This window comes from Pseudoalteromonas sp. BSi20495 (assembly GCF_000241185.1).
Classification (GTDB): domain Bacteria; phylum Pseudomonadota; class Gammaproteobacteria; order Enterobacterales; family Alteromonadaceae; genus Pseudoalteromonas; species Pseudoalteromonas fuliginea.
In genome coordinates, this window is record NZ_BADY01000072.1 from 35,895 (window position 1) to 58,406 (window position 22,512).

The 22,512-nt window shown below is 40.7% G+C and carries 14 protein-coding genes; all 14 read right to left on the minus strand.

All coding sequences use genetic code 11. From position 1 onward, the window contains the following. Positions 1-10: 10 nt before the first annotated feature. Positions 11-3,847, minus strand: coding sequence for a contractile injection system tape measure protein (locus P20495_RS10155; RefSeq protein WP_008136311.1), 3,837 nt, complete (start codon positions 3,845-3,847; stop codon positions 11-13). 2 nt (positions 3,848-3,849) lie between these two features. Then, on the minus strand, positions 3,850-8,472 hold the full coding sequence (locus tag P20495_RS10150) for a hypothetical protein (RefSeq protein ID WP_008136315.1): 4,623 nt from the start codon (positions 8,470-8,472) through the stop codon (positions 3,850-3,852). A gap of 14 nt (positions 8,473-8,486) precedes the next feature. Beyond that, complete coding sequence (locus P20495_RS10145) at positions 8,487-11,186, minus strand: hypothetical protein (RefSeq protein ID WP_008136317.1); 2,700 nt, start codon at positions 11,184-11,186, stop codon at positions 8,487-8,489. Between the two features lie 121 nt (positions 11,187-11,307). Next, positions 11,308-14,490, minus strand: coding sequence for a hypothetical protein (locus tag P20495_RS10140; protein WP_008136318.1), 3,183 nt, complete (start codon positions 14,488-14,490; stop codon positions 11,308-11,310). Positions 14,491-14,578: 88 nt separating this feature from the next. Further along, positions 14,579-14,941, minus strand: a complete 363-nt coding sequence (locus P20495_RS10135) for a GPW/gp25 family protein (RefSeq protein ID WP_237113683.1) — start codon at positions 14,939-14,941, stop codon at positions 14,579-14,581. Between the two features lie 70 nt (positions 14,942-15,011). Beyond that, complete coding sequence (locus tag P20495_RS10130) at positions 15,012-16,634, minus strand: phage baseplate assembly protein V (protein WP_008136320.1); 1,623 nt, start codon at positions 16,632-16,634, stop codon at positions 15,012-15,014. A gap of 1 nt (position 16,635) precedes the next feature. Beyond that, positions 16,636-17,370: a hypothetical protein gene (locus P20495_RS10125; protein ID WP_007377696.1), complete on the minus strand. Its 735-nt coding sequence runs from the start codon at positions 17,368-17,370 to the stop codon at positions 16,636-16,638. A gap of 2 nt (positions 17,371-17,372) precedes the next feature. Further along, positions 17,373-17,576 carry a hypothetical protein gene (locus tag P20495_RS10120; protein WP_008136321.1) on the minus strand — a complete coding sequence of 68 codons (204 nt, stop codon included), beginning with the start codon at positions 17,574-17,576 and terminating at the stop codon, positions 17,373-17,375. A gap of 24 nt (positions 17,577-17,600) precedes the next feature. Continuing rightward, positions 17,601-18,056 carry a phage tail protein gene (locus P20495_RS10115; protein WP_008136322.1) on the minus strand — a complete coding sequence of 152 codons (456 nt, stop codon included), beginning with the start codon at positions 18,054-18,056 and terminating at the stop codon, positions 17,601-17,603. A 49-nt stretch (positions 18,057-18,105) separates the two neighbouring features. Further along, positions 18,106-18,552 (minus strand): phage tail protein, encoded by a 447-nt coding sequence (locus P20495_RS10110; RefSeq protein WP_007377699.1) that lies wholly within the window; start codon positions 18,550-18,552, stop codon positions 18,106-18,108. 133 nt (positions 18,553-18,685) lie between these two features. Continuing rightward, positions 18,686-20,125 (minus strand): phage tail sheath C-terminal domain-containing protein, encoded by a 1,440-nt coding sequence (locus tag P20495_RS10105; RefSeq protein ID WP_008136323.1) that lies wholly within the window; start codon positions 20,123-20,125, stop codon positions 18,686-18,688. A gap of 666 nt (positions 20,126-20,791) precedes the next feature. Continuing rightward, a complete protein-coding gene (locus P20495_RS10100; protein WP_007377701.1) occupies positions 20,792-21,193 on the minus strand; it encodes a 3TM-type holin in 402 nt (133 codons plus the stop codon). A gap of 63 nt (positions 21,194-21,256) precedes the next feature. Further along, complete coding sequence (locus P20495_RS10095; RefSeq protein WP_007377702.1) at positions 21,257-21,673, minus strand: hypothetical protein; 417 nt, start codon at positions 21,671-21,673, stop codon at positions 21,257-21,259. A gap of 138 nt (positions 21,674-21,811) precedes the next feature. Then, positions 21,812-22,512 (minus strand): hypothetical protein (locus P20495_RS10090; RefSeq protein ID WP_242401478.1); only part of this gene is annotated, 701 nt, incomplete at its 5' end.

The window sequence follows — 22,512 nt, forward strand, 5'->3', positions numbered from 1 at the left end:
AACTTGTTTGTTAAAAACCATACTTCCATTCAATATGAAGTAACGCTTGACCTAACCAAGGCAATGTCACCATGCCAAGCCCCCAAGGCAACTTTGACATTAGAACGTCTTGCGGCATAGTCACTACGCGAATATGACAACCTGATTCTGTTTGCTCAACCGTCCCCTCTCGTGTAATAAACATCTTAGAAAACTCAATCGTTGGCATTCTTTTTAACACTTCCCAACGATTCACAAGCGCATGTAACATATGATCAATTGCCATAATTGTCTGTTCATTCAACTCAATGGGTTCCTCTATTTGGGTATCTAATGGCAGTCCCAGCAACGCATTAACGGTTAAACTAACTTCAATAAGTGGATCAATATTAGCGATATAACAAAGCACGGCATGCGCCTGCATTTGCGTGTCATCGTTTTTAAACTCCCCTTCATCCATCAGCTCAAGCCTGGTAAACAAAGTAGGTAAAAAAGGCCATAGAATAACCAAACCCACATCAAATGTGACAGGCTCACTTTGCTGTTCATTCATTTGTTGTAATTGCGCTAGCTGCGTTTTAACTTGTGAAATAGCACTTTGAACAACCCCTTTTTCGCACTCTGAAGACGTGGTTCTGGCAAGCTTTGTTAAAAGTCTTTTACTTTGTTTAATTGCCTGTTTGAGATCAGAATTTTGCAGTGTTGATTGAACATCAGCTCGTTTTTCTATATGAGCTAATAAGTTTTGCGTTTCATCAACGCGTTCAACCGCCATTAATGCGTTAAGTAGCGTTTCTGAGGGGGTTACTACTTGGTTTTTCTCTCCTTGAGGCAAAGTTACGAGCGTCTGTGCTATCAATGCTTCTTTTGCGTCATGTTTAACTAATATTGATGAATGAGTACCTATGGTTTCCTCTGGATATGAACTCACTTTATTAAGCTTATTATTCTGTGCTGATAACGCTGAACCATGGTGTACTTCATCGTCTTTAATTGTCTCTATATCCAGCTCGACATGTGAGCTTTGAGTTTGTTTTATACCCCCCTTACTTTGACGTGTATTATTATTTTCAAACGCTATTTTTTGCATATTGAGCTTAGATACTTGCGCTGAGTTTTTATCGAGTGTCACTTGTGTTTTATCGACATTAACTTGATTTTCATCGCTATACTCAAACGTTTCTGAAGGTTTATGACTTATGTTCATATCGCTACGCATGTTTAACAATACGCTGTCATTGTTATCTTCATGCGTAAGTACATCTGGTAGAAAATTATTACGTAGTTTGTCATCGTCTTTAGTGGCATTTAAGGTAGCTTTAGTGAAAGACACTTGCTCGTCTTCAACCAAGGTTGATACCGCTCCATGTGTAATATGCGTATCAACTTTATGCTTTTGCAAATTACATTGCACCGCTAGAGGTTTTTCATCCACCTCATATTCTTGGGTTATGTTATGAGTAACGCTGTCAGCTCGTCGCTCATTTTTTTGTGGCTGAAAAACCGTAACTTGTTCATCATTGAAATTTGCTATGCGTGATGTATAAAGTTCCTCAATATTAAAAGGCTGCAGCCATACACTATTCATTTCTGTTAGATGTTTTGTTGCATGACTAATCAAAGGTGTGAACCAAGCATCCAAACCAACCTCGGCACGCGCTATGAGCGGTAACTTTTGAAGTAGCTCTTTTTCAATCAAACCTAACGACTGAACGTGCTGTGTAATTATTTTTTGCAGCTGCTTGCACTGCTCATCTTGCTTTATTTCACCAAAAAGTAATGAACTTAGTTCATTAGCAAGCCATACTTGCTGATTTAAAACAAAACGATAAACACGTTGTAATGATGGCTGATAGCAAAACTGTAATTTATACCCAAATTTAGCCATGTGGGTGACTCTAGCGTAACATTGCCAAGTAATAGAGCCACGGTTATTCATTGCAGTTTGCCCAGATGTTAAAGCATGTTGTTGCTCAAAACTTTGAACCATGTTTACTAAATTGCGGTTAAGTTTTTGATAAAGTTTATCTAAACACTCATGCATAGCTTTTTCACTCTGCGCACCATCAAATAACAATCCAGTTAAGTTAGCTTGAGTAGTTGATTCATCTGAAAGAGCGCGTTGACACTCTACCTGTAACTTTTCAACGATCCGATTAAGTGCATGACCACTTTCTGTACTGTGTAATTGCAACCATAAGTTCGAGTTTTTTTGAATAGGTAAGCTTTTCAATAGTTCAATAACACAAGGTAGTACTATGTGATCATAGGCATCTAGGGACATCGTTTGTTGATACTGCACCAACCAAATTTTAATCTGTTTGAGCACAGTCGATAGTTCATTATGGTTAACTTGTATAGCGAACTCATCTAATTGCTTCTTCGTCGCTATTTGCTGATATTGCTTACTCCATCTATTTACGTCATCAAACCAGAATTGTATTTCTTGTTCAGGTATACGCTTTTTTACTTGCCATTTAATCGGTCTCTCTAAGAGTAGAGCTGGCACATCAGGCAACCGACTCAACAAGCTATAGAGCCTCAACACTCCCAATTTTTGGTTATTTACGTGGCAACTAAATAGTCCTTCAGAACCTAGCTTGTCTGTTAGTTTTACTATTTTATCTACTGTATGCTGCGGTGTTTCTCTCTTTCGAAAAATATCGCCGACCGCTTGAGTTATTTGGGTTAATTTGGAAGCTAAAGTTACGCTGAGTCGTGTTTGATTGGCGCGAATAACCTGCAGTGCGAACCAAGCTTTTAGCCTTTGCTTTGGTAAAGCATGTGAATCAGCAAGGATCTGTAATAATGTTAATACCTGTTTTAAAGTTTGTTGTTGCTTTACCCCTAAAACATTGACTTTTTTGGCTATATTTAGTTTCCTACTGTCATTGTTAACCAACTCTGTGTGCTCAACCAGCTCAATTGCTAGATCACTTTGCTTCGCAGCACTAGTCATAATACGCTGTAAATCACTCAGTAATTTTTTATTACACTGCGCTTTATTTAATACACACCACATGCTGAGCATTTGCCTATATTTAGGTGTATTAAGTACAGCAGTAGTTTGTAGTAATAATCGCTCGCTAAAAGCGCTATGGGCAACAAATAATTCATGTAGTGAGAGCAACAAAATGCACTGTTGTTCGCGTTCAGTATGCTCAGTGATACTCGTCGTAAATTCTAATAAGCAAATAAAACGATCACATTGCGCCATACTTAAGCAAGCCAACAATTTGCTAACTCTTTGCTGTTCTTGCGCATTATAAAGTGGCGCCACCAGCAACAGGAGTACCGTTTTATCTTGTTTGAATAACTGTACTAACCTTTGCCTAAGTTGCGGCCAATTTGGCTCTGCTTGGAGTTGTTGAAGCGGGTTAGAGATGGTTTTAATTGCTTCACTAATTTGCCTTTTTAACTCAAGTCTAAGCGTCGTCTTGGCCATTATTCCCTGTGGATTTTGTTTACTTAATTTTGTAAGTAAACTAAGTAAAACCCTATTAAGACGAGTTGCACCTTGGCTATTTATCACCGCGAACTGAGCAGAGTTCTGTTTACGGTATTGTTTTAATGGCCTTGCTATGCTGTCGCTCAGCAGCGGATAAACATAATGTTTAAACGCTGCAAATGGGTCTAGCATTACAAATTGCCAATCAATTTCAGCCAAATCAATAACCAAATCAGGTAACTTAATCGTATCAAGCTGTAAGTCTGATTCATCTAATTCAGGCCAGTCCATTTGTGATAGACCTTGCATGATCCACTCTGAAAATTGACTTTGAACATCATCCAAGGTTATGTCTGATGCACGCAAAGCTGATTGAGGGGCCTGTATATCAGCCCTAAACTGTTTGATGGTTAGTTTCATAATTAAAAGTGATCATTGCGCCAAGGTTGAGTACCACACATCACTGGGCCATCTAAATATAATGCATGCCACCAGTAATCTTGATGTGTATGGTCATCGTGACTAATGTCTCCTCCTGCACTATAAATATGATGCCCAACACTCGCCTCCGCACGGTTACTTCGCCAATAACCCTGTGCCATCAGGTTTTGACATTTATATGCGCCACCACCGTATAGCACCGCAGTGTTAGCACGTGCAACTACTTGACAATCATCGCAATACGCAACACCTGCGCCATATTCAGAGTGACATGACGACACATCTAAAGTTGACTCTCGCACACCATACACACCGCCACCTTGGCGTGTTGCTGAACAGTGTTTAATATTGCCAGCTTCGAGACCACTGACGTCAGCTTCACCATAAATAGCCCCACCATCACCATTAACATGGTGATTTTCGATGACACAATTAAGTTTTGTGCTTTGCACATAACGTAAATGAAATGCGCCTCCATTACCTTCATACAAGCCACCATTAAGTAATGAACCATCGAAGGTAAAACCACGCATTTCAACACTTTTGATCAGCGCGTCACTTTGACCATGAATTAAAAAGCGACACCCTGCATGTTCTTTTACAATGCGCGTTTCTCGTTCATTAAAACCTATAATACTAACGTTTGAACCTATGCGTACTTGTTGTTTCAATTTGTAAACTCGGTTCATTTGTGGATGACTGGTGTGTGGCAGTAGTAAAAGAGTCACATTGCAGAGCAACTCTCGGCTCATCACTTCATCAAACTCTTGCTGATTTTGTATCAACAGTACTTTGTTACTTTTAGCCCACGACCAACAATGCGCATCTATATACGCTTTTACGGCAGCCTGTGTTGCCAGAGCTTCATCTGAAGCCATATCACCACCAAGATCAACATCAGCTGATATACAGTCAATCATTTGGGTTTCACCCAATTGGAGTGTTGATGAATTAAGTGACCCATTAACAGTGCAATCACTTTGTATGATGGCACCATCAGCAAAGCTTAAGCTATTATCCACCAGCAATGCATTGCGAACACGTACATCCCCTTCAATATCTAATTTATGGCTTGGTGTTTGCGTGCCGATACCAACATTACCTTCTGATGTTATGTGTAGGGCATCGTGGCCATTAGCTTGAATCATTAATGGAGCAGCATCTTTGCCCGACTCAACATTGATAAGATGCTCACCCTCAGTGCCAAATACCGACATAGAGGGCCCCGTTATACGGCTTCCCATTTGCAAAGTACTAAGTAAATTAACTTGACCATGCACTGTTACTGCATTATTGAACGTGGCTGCTGGTGTAACAGACACCTGTGAACCAACCTCTAATCCTTCAATGTTTATACCGCCTTGGAACGTTGCTTGCTTAGCAACTGTAAGGGTATCTCGCAATGACGTGTGATTTTGGACCGAAAGCTCATCATTGAGCCTTACCGAACCTTGGAATGTACTTTCACTTTTCACTTCAACATGGCGATTAAATGTTGAGATACCATCCACTAACAACGTATCTTTGAGATGAACATCATCACTAACAGTTAAGTCCGATCGCAGCTCAACATCGCCAAATATTTTTGCTCCATCCAAGCACTCTAATCGACCAGAGCCGTGCAACGTTCCTTTAAGCTCAACATCACCTCTAAATACTGCATTGCCGTTAACATCCAATGCTTGTGTTGGTGAGTCGGTTTGTACACCAAGCTTACCGTCTTCAATCACAACGGGTTTTGCACCTTGATGGTAAACAGCAAAAGCTTTTGCAAAATGATTTTGGTCAATAGCCACTTGTGCTATACCCGCAGGCATACCGGCTGATTCGTCATCAATAACGCTACTAAAAGGTAAACCAAAGCGCGCTTCTCCTGCGAGTTCGCTATTACCGTACACATTTATGTTACTTCTAAAGCTGGCATACTCATCAACATGTAAACTTTCATCGACCTCTAAGCGCCCTTTGATCCCAACGTCTTTTCTAAACTGACTATCTTCAGCAACATCGAGCGCATAATCGGGTCGCTCAACACCCACACCTAATCGACCGTCGTTAAATACTAAACCCGCCTGGCCTCCCTGCCTTTCAATATAAAGCCCTTGCTTTCCTTGCTCTTGAATATGTAACCGTGCGTTTGCCGGTTTATCTGATAGATTTAAGTCACCCTCTATCTCTACATCAGTATCAAATTGCGCTCCGCCTTCAACAAGTAACGCATTACCGCTTTCAGTGGGCGATATTTTCATACCATCCATAACACTCACATGGCCATTCACTGTGAGTGTATTATCGACGGTCGTTGGACCATTAGCATTGAAGTTATCAGAAAAGGTCACATCACCATCTGTTACCGTTAAGCCATTATGAAAATCAACGGCATCTGTCACAGATAAAGTGCCAGCTAGGTGGCTAGAACCTTGCACAGCTAAGGCATCTTTTTGTTGCTGCGCGCTATTATTCGTTACGCTAAGTGATAAACCATCATCAACTTGAGCCGTGCCATTAACACACAGCTTGTTTTTTAGTTTAGTGTCGCCTTGAACTTCAAGCGCAACCTCTTCACCTGAGTTCGCCTCACCCATGATCTGCACTTGACCAGTCACACAAGCTTGGCCAGTTAGTGCAAAATTCACATCAGATACTGGTAATGGCTGGTTAATAGCAAGTTGACCGGCAGCCATATAAGTTGCAAAACCTTCAGTGGCATGTTCCACTTTTATTGCCGCTTGTTCACTCAATTGGGTGATATGCACTTGCGAGTTGGCAGTTCTTAATAATGGATTACCAGCAACACCCACCGTTAATTGACCATGAACCTCTGTATTACCAAAAATACCAGCGCCGCCATGCACACTAAGTTGTGTGGAAAAATTACTGTTCCCCACAACCACATTCATATCGTTGACGCTAAAAATGGCTTCGTCATTATTGTTCAATACATTAATATCACTGGCAAAATCTACAGAGTGCGCAAACAGCGCATCAGCTCCTACGTGCAAGGACTTCATTGGGTTAGATTCAAAAAGACCTAATTTATCCATCTTACTGGTGATAATAGGCGTCACTGCTTGGCCGTTAAAATGACTGATCTCAACGCCTGAAGGGTTACTTGGACTACTCAATACAGCAAGCTTTGCGTCGCACTCCCAGTTTAGTTGATCATTGTTTGAAGCAATATTAAGCTGATTATAAATCTGCGCTTGTTCAATATCAGCGTGAGTATTCACCGTTAAACTATCAGTCGTTGTACTGCCAGCAATTAACTGGCCATTTATTGTTGCTGTATCACTATCAAGGTGCTGATTTACTGTTACGCTTTCGCCAGTGACATGTCCCTCAACGCTTAAAGCATCTTTGATTTTAGTTGCTTGGTACACCGTAATTTTTGATTCATCTAGCAATGGGGCATCTGTGACTTTGACAAACTGTGCTGCGTTCGTCGCTATATTTAATAATGACTCTCCGGTGTTACCATTCACATCTAACTTAGCCGTAGCGTTAACTTTGCCCAATGCAAGCTTACCTGATACCGCTAAGCTTCCAGCGTCAATCGGTAATTCATTCACACCCACTGACATTGATTCAGAGACACTAACATTACCTTCAAAGTGACTTTTATCTAGCCCGTTAAGCTTCACATAATGCGCATTTCGTATATCACCAAAAAGCGCATCACTGGCCACATGAAAATCGGCAGCAACATCCGTTGTGCCCACACCAACCTTACCTTCAGAATTAATAAAAAATGGCGTGGTATCGTTGTTATAGTCATCTACTCGCAGCAAGGCATCCATATCACTACTGCGTTTTGATATGTGCAGTTTAGCTTGCGTACTTTGCGCATCAATCCCCACACCTAATGTGTCACTTACTTCTAGATGCCTGGTAAATATCGCATTTTCACCTTCAAGCTTGTCGCTAAGTATTGTTTTACCTGTAACCACTAATGTATTGGCACTGGCATTTGCAAGTGTCGATGATACTGACACCACCAAATCTGACGCATCAATTGTATCCGTCACATTAAGTGATTGAGCTGTAACAGATTTTGTGATGTTTGCATCACCAGATATCGTGACTTTAGGTGCTGTATTTTCATCAAGCTCGGCACGTAAGATTTCTGTACTGGCATTGTTAACCAGCAATGCATCAGTATTAAGTTGAACCGTATTCACCTGAGCAGTCGCATTGAGCATACTTGCTTGTACAGTGCCCGAAACTTGCAGCTTTTTATCGTCTTTTGAAAGCGACAATACACCGTCAAACATTTCCATGCTGTCACTATCGAGATTTAGCGTTTGCGTCTCACCTTGTGTCATGCTCAATTCGTTAGCACTTAATTTCAACTTTTCATTGGTTTGTGTATCAGATGTGATAGTCAGAGGTGCAGACACTTCTAATTCACTTTTATCATCTACTTTAACCACTTGAATAGGATCATCTACTTGATTGAAACTAGAGCGGATCAACGCCTCAAAATCATTGCCTGAGGGCGTTTTTAGATCATCAAACTTCTCAATAAGTGAATCGCGGTTTTCCTTTTCAATTACTGTTGTTGCATGCGCAGGTAACGTCGCATTTTGATCATTAAGTGTAGTCATTATGTGTTCCTTAATTAAATTCGATTTGGCGTGCTGTTAGCAACGATAAATTGGTACTTCTCTGGCGAAATTGGATTAATAGCAGAAATAGACACAGGAAAAAGTGGCTTTAAATAAGCCAAAGGCGTATAGCTAATGGCGAGCCGCTGCTGACGGGATGCATGCTCTTGTAGACTAGGGCGACAGATTTCATCAATGTGATGCTGTGCTGTTAGATAAAAAATAGTATCGGCATCAAATCCATCGGGAAAGTTCGCATCGTGGCTTAGGATATTCTCATTAACCGAATCATGTATTTGATCAGCGTTTTGCCCTGTGATAATAAAATCAGTATTTGAATGTTCACTATCGTAGGTATTGAGTAGCTCCACTATGGTGGCTTTTATTGCATTCCAATTACCATGCTGCAGTGCTTGATACGTGAGTATTAAATCTGCAAGCAGCCAATGAGTGTGGCCTTTGTCATCAGTACTTTTGGGTTCAATTAAAAAAGAACTTAGTAGCTGGCTAAGTTGCTCTGTAATATTTAGCAGAGTGTCATTTTGCTCACTAAAACGAGTACGTTGAGTTTGCGCAAAATAATTCAACCAACCATAATATAAGCGTTCAAATAAACTCATCGTTTCTCTGTCTAGCCATAGACATTGCACAGGCATATGCAACGGCGTGTATTCACGGATCGTACGTTGTACAAAATCCTGAAATTCTGCTGTGGCAAAACGAGTTGTCCAATCAGGTAAAATGACATGTAAAGTATCGCTCAGTGCTGGCGTTGTAAGTAAACTCCCTTCAACCAAGTAAAAGCTTTCTCGGTTATGGGTGGCCAATGGCATTTGACCAGGGTGCGACATGCCAAGGCGGCGCATAATACCCTTAGCCATAGAACTGCAATGCTGATACTGTAAAGTTTTAGAAAGATAATCAAAACCACGACAACGATTCTGCCCTAAATCACCAATCTCACTTAGCAAACGGCATTTATCTATGTACTGACGCAACAATACCAAACGCTCAAGCAATGATTCATCAGGGTTAGGATCTCGTTCATCTTTTAAGCTTGGTGCATAAAGCGCAAATACCGCTTTGTATTTTAATAAATTACTATCAACAGGACGTTCAGCAAATCGTGCTAGTAAATGGTCTACGCTTTGATTTAATCGTGTCAATTGTGCAATAGAAAAGTCACTCTCAAGGCTGTGTTGCATGCCCCGCTGCCTGTAATTAAGCGATTGAGTATCTAACAAATGCTCAATTCCACTTATTTCTTCTAGCGCCTGACTTAATTGCGAATGCGGTAAAGTGCAAGCATGCTGCCAAAATACGTCGACCTGTTGAGCATTTAACGACTCACTAGCCAACATACAATCGAGTAACTTACCCAAACTTTCAAATGATTGCGGCTTTGGAAGCGAGAGAATATCGGGCAAAACATCAAGTTGTTTATGCTGATCTGCCAGTATTTGATCAAACAGATGTAAATACCCTTTAAACTGTAGTAATCGAGCCTTTTCAGTACTATCAATAGCTTCATTTAAGGTGTGCTCTGCAACAGCATACACTTGTGGAAGTTCATTCTGTAATGAACGATAGTCACTTAATCCTAAATGCCCTGCTTGCTCAAATTTAGGTAACATGACTGACTGAGTAACTTGAGGAGCTTGATTAAGCACCTGCAAACCTTGGCGTATCAGGATTTTTTCTTGTTCGGTTAGCTGATATGACTGACCATCAATCAGTAAATTTAAGTCATTAAAAAAATTATCTTCATCAAAGCCTAATTGCGCGATGTTAACGATTTGCTCGTTATCATCGCTACCAAATTGAATTTGCCAAAACTCATAACCATCTTGAGCATTGTAGTTCCCATTCGCATTATTCTGATCGGCTAAAAACCGAAACGCGTTAACGCGCTCTATGTTTTCATACCCATGTAATACACTTAAAATGTCTGAGCTAAACAAGCGCACGCTATAAGATGACTTATGTAAGTCTTCATCTAGTACAAAGCCATGATGTAATTTGGGTCCTTGATAGATTTGCCCAGTACACATGCCAAGTTGTAATAACTGCTGCGCAGAATACTTAGGGATATCAGGGGAGATCTCCCGACCGATTAACGTATACAAATCCGTTAATAAAGCCACTAAATTATCAACATGTTGTAATGACAAGGTCATGCCTATTGTCACTTTACTGACGTCATAAAATGTAATATCACCTAGTCTATGGTTCACGCATCGAGCTTGGCTAAATACACGGCTAATCAGCTGTGTTACATTTGTTTTTTTGTCGTCATTAGTTGAGTACAACAGCACATTAAAATCTAAAACAGTGGCATTTGAGTCTTCGGTTTGACGCGATATAACATGTACATTTTTAACTTCTAGTAAATCTAAAATAAGGCGTCGATAGTCATCTTCTGTCACACAGTGACTAAATAACACTTGCTCGGGCTCGTAAAATTTAACACCCCCCCCACTATGTGGTTGCGCTAATAGCTCCGGAATTGGATAGTCCAACTTATAACTGAGATCAGACAGCACATACACCAACACTTCTAGTACCGTTACACCAGGATCAAAACGGTTGTGATCGGTCCAGGTATTGGGCGCGAATTGTTGTATTCTAGCTATGCCTTGCTGACGCAGTGCCTCTAAATCTTGCCCCGTATTTCTGGGCGCAATATTTAAGATCTGCAGAACTTGATTGTCCATAACATTCCTGAATTAGTCATATGAATAACTACAAGACGCACGCATCCAAAAACTGTGAAAATTAATTTCAATTATTTTGTAAGCGGCCGTTTAATAATTAATTTAGTGGGGGAATACGGGCTTATTGAACAACAAAATCCAGTTCAATTTCCCATTTGCCAATACCTTCAAATACATCGCCTAAGGTATTAGCGAGGGCTATTTTGTGATTGCGAGCAGGCACTAAAATATCATGTGCATTATCGGCGCTAATTACGCTGTATTGTTTCTCAGTTTGACCTTTTTTAGTGGCACGGATCACTTGAATCATATCCACTGCAGGGTGGGTTTCTAGCACTTGTGCTATTGATGCTAAATAAATAGTACGCTCAAGCGGTTTATCTAATTTATTCCATGGTGTTAGTGAATCTACTACCATCTCGTTCAGGTCAATAACAGTGCTTTGAATATCGTATAATGGATCAATTTTTACGATCAATTCCAGCTGTACTTCAACATAATTTGGATCATCTATTTCAATTGTTAAGTTTGGTACAGACAACGCATTTACCTGTTCCCTAACTTGTCGCTTAAGATAACGCGGCACCTTGGGCTGCAACACCGTAACATCATAATTAAGCGGTACAACTACAAGCGATAAACCAGATGCATTAACCACAGGACGTACCGAATGCAACTGCGGGAAAGTTTGTAAAACGAAGTGCTCATAATCCCACCCGCTTAATAAGCGCTGTCGATGATGTAATCGTTCACTCACCCGACGGTCAAATTGCACTGTTTTTTCTGCTACTTTGGCATCAAAAGAAGCAAAAGGCTGCAATACTTTATCAACGTTAGGGTTGGGTAATAGCAACTTACTAATAGACTCACTGGGTAATGGTTGATCAAAATGAGAGGCGTCATTACCTTGGCTGGTTAGAGTCACCTTCATACCTTGCGCAAACACCCCTTTGAGTTTGGAGTAAATAGGAAAAGCATTAACGAAGCTACTCGGCACTTCAGTTTGACTATGATCTACCGTGGCGCGTAGCCAAAGCTTACCATCGTGATTAAATGAACCGTCTTGTGTCAGTTCAGGTAAATAAAATACCACTAACCCCGAATCGAGTAGATCATAAGTGCTGTCTCTGAGGATGCGCCCCTCACCCGCTTGACCTTGTGATTCTTCACGCTTGAAACGATGCCAAGTACCTGCGTTAAAGTACTCCCATACAAATAACGGGTTATCACCCATGTTATAACCATCAACGGGGTCAACCTGATAGTACATACGCACTTGCCCTGGCGTATTGACTTGGCTAAGCGCTATATACAAATAACCAAATTTTTCTATTCTGGGCAGTAAAGACAATAGGCTTTGCTTGTTCAATTGCTCAGTTGGTCGCCCAACAGGAGTTATATGCTCTAAAAAAATAGGATTACCCACTGTCAGCGCTGATGAAGTAATACTTTCACTCTCATAGTGCAAAGTTAAGCTATCAAGAGTTGGGGTGTAAGGTGCATTCACTAATACAGGGTTATTTGAATTAGCATTCTTATAAGCAAATAGCTCAATCACTTTGGTATAATCTTTGTGGGCAAAATCTTGCTCTGATAACTCTAAGGTATAATACTTAGGCCATTTACTAGCTGTTGGCTCATCAAGGGGTAATAACTGATAGTCACGCAATGCATTATTATCGTTATACACAAAGGTTAGTGTGTTAATAGCGATATTATTTTTTACTTCAGGCAACGCGCCCGAATCTTCATTATAAAACAACTCAAGATGCGTTGGCGCATCACTTCTCGCATCTGAGCGAGAAATATTCACCACAGTGTGTGGCCAAGTTAAGCAGTGGCAATCACTTGAAAACAGTGTTTCCACCAACAATTCAATGCCTTCACAAGGTTGATCAACACCACATGAGGCGCTGCTATCAAAATAGCGTTCATCTAGACTATGCTGTTCACTGTAATAATAACTGTAGGCACGATAATAATTATCAAAATTATCGGGTCTATCTAGCCATGCAAACTCGACATTAGCATGAGTGATATTTTTGATAACCAGTTCGGGGTGAGTAAAATGAACTTTAGACGCCAACCTTGGCGTCAGACCAAACGGCTCAAATGGCTTTGAGGTATCTAAATCTATCTCGCCATTATTCGCAACCACGCCACCTAGACCGCTCACTTGTGTAGTTAAACTCATTTGTGAGATTGTGAAACTATTAAAGCGCGTAAATACACTCGAATCATCACTATAGAGCAGATAGTAATAATCATTTTTAAGTACCAAAGCAATAAAAGGCAGGGCTTTATCTTCGCCAATAGGCGTATCTTCTAATGGTGTTATGGCAGGAAACAAACTATTGAATGTTAATTGCAGATGCTGTTCAACAACGCTCAATTGAGCTGCATCGATTTCTTTTATCCCTTCACTGGTGGAAATATAGAAGTCAAACCAAGTTAACCAATTTTGTAACAGTGCTTGTTCTCCAAAACCTAAGCTGACGATACGTTCACCGCCACTTAAAAATAAATCTTGTGAGGCAATTTTAAAGCCAACCTCAACACTTGATGACACTTGTTCAGCTAGCTTTTGCCCAAAAGTAGGCTCGCTTTGCTCAAGTAATATACTCTGCTCATTATCAAGTAATACTTGCTGATTTAAACTGATTCGGTCTGAAGACTTGATTTTATTAACAGTAGCAACATAATCCACTTGCGCTTTGCTAATAGTCACTACTTCATCAGTACTGTAAATAAGAGGGGCTCCCTCTGCATCTTTACCACCATCAAATTGTGTTCCCGCAGGTAAAGTCAGCATATCAACATTATTCAACGACATTACTAAATGCGCACTGTCTGCGCTTTCTGATAACGGCTCAAAGCGCAACACTTCACCATAAAAATGATCTAAATGCCGCGCTACAAATTGATTAAACTGAGCATTACTGTGTTGTAATAAATCTATAAAGGTGAGTAATAACGCCATATCAGGACGACTGGCTAACTGTTTAATATGTTCATCCGCGTTACCATGTTCAAGTAGCTGCGCAAGACCCGCAAGCTTTTCTGGCTCGGGTAGTAGGTTTTCCCATGTGCCATTAGCTGATAATACACGCTCATCGATATAGTTTACTTGTTTGGCCAGCACAGATAAGTACTTCAACCAAGCGTCTACAGTACGCGGCTCTATGTCAAAAAAAGAACGAGATAACGCTTTAATATGCCGCCCTAGTTGACTTCGTCCCACTTCACTTGGGTTAACTGTATTAAGCGTCGCAACGGTGAGGTTGTTGTTAGACTTCAAAGTCATGATAGTACCTTGATAAGTAATAGATTTAATTAAAATGCAATAAAATAAAGCGTGCTCACAAAGATGACAGAACGTACTTTGATAGTGGCTAAACTGACTGCTCAGTCAAGTAGAATGGAAACACCATGTTGCTACGGCTGTTGGTTTGCCGTATCACGTAGTTAAGCTGAATTAACAGCACGCCGTCGTACAATTCGCTACTATCAAATTCGATGGTTTGCAGAGTAATACGAGGTTCATGATTAAGTAACACGGTGGCAATTTCTTGTCTTAGTTGCGATAAACTCTGTTCATTAGCATCAGCAAATGAATAACTCGAAAGACCAGAACCCATATTGGGCGACAAAGGCCGCTCTCCGACTAAGGTATTTAAAGTCAAATGAATCGCTTGTTTAAGTAAGGTTTCACCGCTATCCATACCAGGCCCTGTGGCGGGGTTGCTAAACTGCACGGGAAAGCTCCAGCCAGTTCCTAGAAAAGCTTGATTTAACATTGCTGCTCCTTTTAGCCTTAATTTGAGGTTATTTTACATCCACACCTTTGCCTTCTAGTGTGATGCTATCTGAAGTTTTAAAATTAATGGCTTTTGCCACCTCTAAGGTAGACTTATCTTTGCTTTCAATCATTAATGACTCCCCTGCAACCAAAGACGTCATGTCTTTTTGGGTTAGTTTTAAGCCTTCTTTAGCGTCAAAAGTGATGGTGTGATCGGCGCTACTTTGTAGTGTAAGTAGCGGCTCTTTTAAGGTGAATTGCAACGCTAATGCTTGCTCTTTAAAAAACAATCCGCGCTGCTCATTTTTATCATCATATTCAAATGGTGGCTTTGCTTTGGGGTTATGACATGCACCTAAAATCACAGGGTAACGACTATCGCCCCCAATAAATCCAACCATTACTTCTGTATCTATGTCTGGGGGCAGAAACAACCCCTCTTCAGCTCCTGAGAAAGGACTGGCTAACCGTGCCCAAAGTGGTTTTTCACCACTGGCACTGGGTAATAAAACTGGGATACGGTGTAATGCTTGTGCATCGGCTTTAAATGCAGCTACTTTCCCTATCAATATTGGGGTATAACTTGGTTTAGCATAGTCTGACCAAATACTTAGCGTTAAAGGAACACCCAGTATGAATTCACTAAACCAGCCATCACTCGACAAATGGTGATGAATTTCACCCACCACATAATCACCACTATATTCCTTTCCCACTCCAGAGAGTGTCAGTGCATCTAAATGCTTGACTTTAGTAAGCGCTTTTTGCGCAGACATATCTATACGTACATGCCCTTGGTACATATCGAGTAATCGATAATATTGCTCAGCACCGGCTTTAGCCGCCAACTCTAATTTTTCAATAGGTGCTTGTGATAGGCGTAAAGTATCAGGTAAAGCCATCGCCGTATCTGCATCACTGTGAGTTTTAAACTTAGCAGCCGGCATGACTGGATCAGCATTGTCGTAGAGTTTTTGTTCTTTTATATCCCAACTACTGTATTGCAGTTTTTTAAGATGCGAACTCACATCACAGTGCAAAGCGAAATCAACACAGCCATCCATTGCCACGTTAAATTCATGCGCAGTGGGAGTGTGTTTTGCCAAATCAACAACGTGATTTTTGCCATCGTTAAAAAATGCAAAACCATTGCACAGCACTCGGCGCATAAACACCGCCCATGGCTGTTCATCCACCACTAAAAATTGGTGATGTTCAATTTTACTGGCCGCTATAGTGCCAGGCGTTGCACCGTATGTAGTGAGTAAATCACTGAGAATATCGCCGTCTTTGGCTTTTTCATCATAGAGTTTACTCATGGCACTTTGACACAGCTTAATTGTATCGGCTCGAGCTTCAATATGCATAAATGGTTGCCGTTCAAAGCCTATACCTTGAGCAGTAATAACACCGCTAAATAGTACACTTTGTTCGCCATCACCAAAGCCGGCTTTTAGCTCTATCGCTTTACCCATAGTGAATAGCCCTTCATCAGTTTTAGCAAAGGTTTCTTTGGCCATATCACCGTCGTCAATTACTAAACTCAGATGCGCAATTTGATTAACGCCGTTTTTTACAGTTGCTTCTCGCAAGGCGAATTTATCACTGATTTTGTTGCCCTCTACGGCAATGGTATATCGCAAATCCATACTAACGCTCCAACGGCGGATAAATGATTTGCGTACCCACCTCAGCGCTACGAATAGAAGGTAGACGATTAACCATCGCCACCTGATGCACGAACTGTTGGTTGCCGTATATTTTTGCACTTTGCACAAGCACCGAACTGCCCGCCTTATGTTGGATAACATGAGTTAAGTCGGGAGAACTTTTACCTGATTTAAGTTTCATTTCTTTTTCAGATAAACACTCCACCACGCAACAATGAACTTTGGCTTTTAAACGGCGTCCTTTGTTATCTACCAGTTCAGTTTCTACTTTAGTGGTGCATAACATGCCATCAAATGTCCCACTTGGGCCATGATTAAGTACCATATTCAATGGTTGGACTGTCACATAAGTGGGTTCGTGTGTTTCACTCTGAACTGCGGTGCCATACTTCAACAAAGTTTGGATGTTTTTTTCTGTTTCTATGTTCCCTTGCAACTTTGCTAGTAATTCGGTGGGTAAATCAATAATGGTGTCATCTAGCAAAAAGGTCACCGATAGCTTTGAAGGCGAAGACTTTTGATATTGGCTTGCGCCGCTTTCGGCGCCTATCGTTTGTGATTTTTGAATACTGTTGGAATAGCTGGTTTGCAACGATTTTGCATCATACGCAAGTGTCATCTCAGCCAGCTGGTTACCAGAGCCACGCTCTATTTTACTATAAAAGGTCACTTTACATAGCGGTGACCCAGCCGCATTTGCGCCAATACCTATCATTTTTATGGCCTTTTTTGTTTAGTAAATTGCTGAAACTGCTTGTCTATGTAGCGTTTTAAAGATTTTTCGATTTGTTCAACTTGATTATTAATAGTCCCAGTATTTTCGCCTGTGTTAGTACTTTGTGATTGCGGCCTATCGCCATCAGGTTCACTTTGTCCAGATAAACGAGCTTTAACATGAATCGCATCACATTGAATTTCCATTAGCATCACCTTGTCTTTAATGTGTTAAGTAAAAGGAATTGGCACTGTCACCAAGTTTTGATAGCTAAACGTAATAGACTCAATGAGTACATCGTTACGCGTTGCATCTAGACTGTCCCACTCCCAACTTTCCATAAATGCGCGAGTGACTAGCCATGCTTTTGTGGGTAGGTTGTTATCGCTAAGTAAAGTGATCAAAATATCGTTGCGAACCGCAAACTGATTCCACTGCGGTAAACTAATAAAGTTTGTTAATTCCAAGGTGCTACCAGTGCGCAGTACACCACGTTTCAAAGTTAAGGTGCGCGATTGTTTATTACTGCCTACCGTTGCTCGATTACCGTCATACTCAATGTTGCGATTAACTTTTAGGCCACTGATTTCCTTAAAAAAAATATCTATCGGATTCGGTATAGCCGCTGATGTAATTAGCGCAGCAAAGCGGTATCCCACCATAGGTGTTGTTAGTTCTTGAATCATAGTAATGTCCAAAAAGGGCACTAACGTGCCCAAGACAAGGAGAATAAAATTAGTGGAATTCGATCTTAATATCATCGGCCATCATTTCTAACGACTCCACACTGGCTTCGTTTGAGCCACCATTAATACTTGGCGCTGTAAGCTTTTTAGGAAAAGCATTAATCACCTTCCAAGTAACCAATGGCTGTGAACGGTCTTCGTTAGTGAGTGAAATAGTAATGTCTTTTTTATCAACCAAATTTAAGCTAATTGATGAAATCCAATCATAAAACTGACTCTTTTGACGCACTAAACCTCGTTTAAGTGTGATATTCACATCGGTTGATTGCCCAGGCATGTGCTTTTTGCCGTAACCATCTTTGTAAGTAATGGTTTCAACACCAATGTCTAAGCCCGACACTTCAGAAAACGGAATGCTCTCCTCACCAAAACTAACGACAAATCGATATACCGGGATCGGGTATTCTGCTGCAATGTCTGCTGCTGTAGTAGCCATAAAAAACTCCAAAAAATAATAATTTTAGTGCCCAAGTTACAATAAAACTTAGGTAAATAAGTAAATTAAAAAGGCTGATTGAGAAAACATAAAACGTATAAATATGACCCCCAACCAACCTTGGTCGGGTTCGTTAGCCTTCTAAGCTCTTATGTGAGAAGGTTAATACAATAAACTCAGCAGGGCGTACCGCAGCTAAACCAATTTCTATATTCATTACACCATTATTGATGTCGTCTTCGGTCATGGTTTGGCCAAGGCCTACGTTTACAAAGAAGGCTTGATCTGGGGTCTCACCAAAGAAAGCACCTTGACGCCATAAATTCTCAAGGTAACTTTCAATCATGGTTTTGAGCTTTAACCAAGTGAAAGGCGTGTTTGGCTCAAACACCGCAAACTGTGTGGCTTTTTGAATTGACTCTTCCACTAAGTTAAATAAACGGCGAACCGATACATAGCGCCACTCATTGTCATTACCAGCAAGAGTACGTGCACCCCAAACCAAAGTCCCTTTACCAACAAAGGTACGAATCGCGTTGATTGATTTACCAGAAATGGCATCAACGTTAAGGCTCTCTTGCTCAGTGCTATCAATAGCAAGCGTTGGCGCAAGCACTTGCGATAAAGCTACGTTAGCAGGTGCTTTCCATACTCCGCGTTCTTTGTCGGTTTTAGCGATAATACCCGCAACGGCAGGTGACGGAGGCAATACGAGATAACTTTTTGCTAACGCCGCCTTAGCTTGATTATAAATTTGCGCGTTATAATCTGTATTTGTACTGTCATCATTACCTAGTACAGATAGCATCACATCTTTGTAAGTTATAGGGTCTGCTGCTTCATCTTCTACCACCTTAACAGTCACGTTTGCTTCATCGTAACTGCGTGCGATAGTCGTCTTTAAATATGGGTAGTAAGATGCACCATATTTTAAACCCTGCGTTACTTTGGCGCGCAAACGTTCAGAGTCATGAACAATTGCAGTAGTCCCAGCAGGCGTTTCTTGCATTTGCACATCAACTAATGCAAAACGGTCCATGCGTTTTTCTGCATGTTTAAGCGCCTTATTTTGCACCTCGTAGTGGCCAACTTCGTCTAAACCAATTGCTTCTGGAGATGAAATAAGTGTTACTTCATCAACCTTATTTAAAAGGTCAATGCCAGCGCTATAAGACTCTTTTGACGCAAGTGTACCTGCCATACCAATAGAAACGACATAACACGCCCCACCACCATTAGCAAAAAAGTGACTAACTGCTTGATGAAGAAAGAACTTAGCACCTTCTAGTTTTGCAAGATCATCAGCAACAGCCGCTACATTGGTAATATCATAACCTTTAGAGCTAGGCATTAGCGTAAAGCTCTCTTTGTATGGGCCACCAAAGTTTGCTTCAAACTGCACCATGCTAGTAATACGCACTGGCATGTTTAAAAAGTTGGCAGCATCACCGGCTTCATTAAGTTGAGTGGTATGACCAATAAATGCTGGAATAGCCGTTGCCACCTCTGCGACTGACGGCGGTAGAATTGATTTTTCTCTAACGTAGACGTCAGGGGTTTTATATTGAGACATAGTATTTCCTTTAGTTAATAGAACGCATTCTTAAACGCCGAAATGGCAAGAATTAGGGATTGAGCACCAAGCAAGCCTTTTATCAATGCCTACCCACCAAATAAAATGGATAAACGCCTGGCGGATCCTACTTAGTACTCAAAAGACTTTATGGGTTAACCCACGGCTCCGCCTCATCAGTCACAACTGATGGCAAAATAATTGAAACTTACTTAGAAGAAAATTTGAGTTACCTCACAACCAGCTTCATCTGTCACGTTAAGGCCTGTTAACCTTTTAAGATTACAGCTTGTTCTATCTAGGGACGATTAATCGCGTTGCGAGGTTTATAACCTAGTGGGCTCGGTAACTGATCTTGCGTTACCCTACTGGCTTACATCCATGTAACAATAAATTGAAACCAAGCAACAAAGAGTAAATCGCCCCTAGGGCGAACCCAAAGGGCTACACATGTTTGGTTTTTTATACTGCGTTATCGCCTATTTATAGGGAATAACGCAGCATAGGCGCTGCGTTGCCTACAAACCAAACATACCGCTGTAAATTCAACCTCGAAAGGTAAACAGCCCTAATAACAAGTTTATTTATATTGTGTTCAGAAGACGTTGTTCGATAAGAAATGTGAAAACTAATTGAAATATAATTTTGTAATGCATTATTTTATAGCTAGCGAGAAACACCTTTGAGTTTTTCAACGGTTCGTAAGCCCGCTAACCCCAACATGGCCAAAGTAAGCTCCATCATGACGTCGAGTGGTAATTGTGGAGTACCAATCTCTGGCAACAACCACTGCAATATAGGATTAATAACAAAGGCAAATAAAAAGCCAAGGCCGCACACCCACATTAAAAAAGGCCGGGCACCCGCCACAAATAAACTACGGTGAGATGCTTGCACTTGATTAATTTTTGCTTGAACTAAATTAGGTTGCTGCGCTACACGTTGTTTGAGAATATCTAAATTTAGCGTTTCTTCATCACTAGTAAATAACTCATCTAGTATTGAGCCGATTGCGTTAATAGGCTCTTGTGCTTTGGAAGAAAATAAAACCGATAACAGTCCCATCATTTATTCTCCTGCTTTAAATTAAATATGCTTTTTTACTGATGAAGAGTAATAACACTCCACGAACTAAACAACTGTAAGCTTTGTCTGCCCTGCATCAGTAAACTCAATAGTAATATTGATCATAGGTACGGGATCGGGTACACCTTGTGGACTTTGCGCTGGTTTTGAAATTTGTAGTAGCGCCATTATTTGCGTGTCTTTGGTGACAAGCGCTGTTTTAGACTTACCTTTAACCGTTAAATTTGGCTTACCAGAAATGACTTTACCCATCGCAATACCGCCCTTAAAAGCAGCGTTATCGTAGTTTGACTGAAATTTTTGCAACCACTGTTTTACATCATCCTCAGTGAGCACTGCTTTTTTACCTTGTGAGAATTTGTTTTTAGTCGCAGTTGGAATTTTATCACTGGTTTTTACTAGCTGCTGGGCGCCATTAACTGTAATTTTAATCGCAGCACCATCCACACATACAAGCGGCATAACCATCCCTTACTCAAATAAAATAAATTGCATACCTGAACAGACGCATGAAGAGTAAAAATGTGAAATCCAACATTATCACAATAAATGAAAGTACAATCATGTAGGAAGTTTAAGGGGTCACGGAAGTTTAAGGGGTCAAATCGCTTGCTTCATAATACTGTCAAAAATAGCATCTAATTGTTTTGAAAATTGCTTATCCTCTCTGCGCTTTTTCCTTATTTGATGAGTAATAAAACTCACAGAGCCACTATGACCAAGGTTAAAATACTCTGCAATATTACTTAACTTTTCAGCCAAAACCTCTTGGCAAAAATACATGGCAACTTTACGTCCTTCAAATCCTTTGCTTGGCCCTTTAAGCACACTGGTAATTTTAGATAGCGGGCAAGCATAATAATCAGCAACCGCCATGACCACCTCATTCATTGTGATATTCGGTTTTAGTTGCTGTAAAACCTCAGGTTCGGGGCTATTTATCAGCTGAGTATTTTTAAGCCAACGTTTAAAACCATCACTGCCCAAAACCGATGCAATATTACCTTTGTCGTAAAAGTCAGTGAGTTCATCACTGCTACCTCGTAATACATAAGCTTTGTACTGCTTAAACTTGTGACGATGACCCAGTATTTGATAAGTAAAGTCGCGCGTAAGCCATTCTGGTGGTTTTACTTTCCCGATATAAGCTGGGTAGCTCGACCAAGAATAGTGCGCTAAGTCATCCACCAGCGGCATAGTCATATCAATAGGATTACGATGGATATAGCGGCTTAATTGCAGCAGATACTCATCTTTTTCGACCAATATCGCCTTATACCTCCCACGAAATAATGGCCCAT

Bases quoted from the DNA above. Each gene is read 5' to 3' on its own strand.
- P20495_RS10155 (WP_008136311.1), bottom strand. From the start codon at position 3,847: ATGAAACTAACCATCAAACAGTTTAGGGCTGATATACAGGCCCCTCAA.
- P20495_RS10150 (WP_008136315.1), bottom strand. From the start codon at position 8,472: ATGACTACACTTAATGATCAAAATGCGACGTTACCTGCGCATGCAACA.
- P20495_RS10145 (WP_008136317.1), bottom strand. From the start codon at position 11,186: ATGGACAATCAAGTTCTGCAGATCTTAAATATTGCGCCCAGAAATACG.
- P20495_RS10140 (WP_008136318.1), bottom strand. From the start codon at position 14,490: ATGACTTTGAAGTCTAACAACAACCTCACCGTTGCGACGCTTAATACA.
- P20495_RS10130 (WP_008136320.1), bottom strand. From the start codon at position 16,634: ATGGATTTGCGATATACCATTGCCGTAGAGGGCAACAAAATCAGTGAT.
- P20495_RS10125 (WP_007377696.1), bottom strand. From the start codon at position 17,370: ATGATAGGTATTGGCGCAAATGCGGCTGGGTCACCGCTATGTAAAGTG.
- P20495_RS10120 (WP_008136321.1), bottom strand. From the start codon at position 17,576: ATGGAAATTCAATGTGATGCGATTCATGTTAAAGCTCGTTTATCTGGA.
- P20495_RS10115 (WP_008136322.1), bottom strand. From the start codon at position 18,056: ATGATTCAAGAACTAACAACACCTATGGTGGGATACCGCTTTGCTGCG.
- P20495_RS10110 (WP_007377699.1), bottom strand. From the start codon at position 18,552: ATGGCTACTACAGCAGCAGACATTGCAGCAGAATACCCGATCCCGGTA.
- P20495_RS10105 (WP_008136323.1), bottom strand. From the start codon at position 20,125: ATGTCTCAATATAAAACCCCTGACGTCTACGTTAGAGAAAAATCAATT.
- P20495_RS10100 (WP_007377701.1), bottom strand. From the start codon at position 21,193: ATGATGGGACTGTTATCGGTTTTATTTTCTTCCAAAGCACAAGAGCCT.
- P20495_RS10095 (WP_007377702.1), bottom strand. From the start codon at position 21,673: ATGCCGCTTGTATGTGTGGATGGTGCTGCGATTAAAATTACAGTTAAT.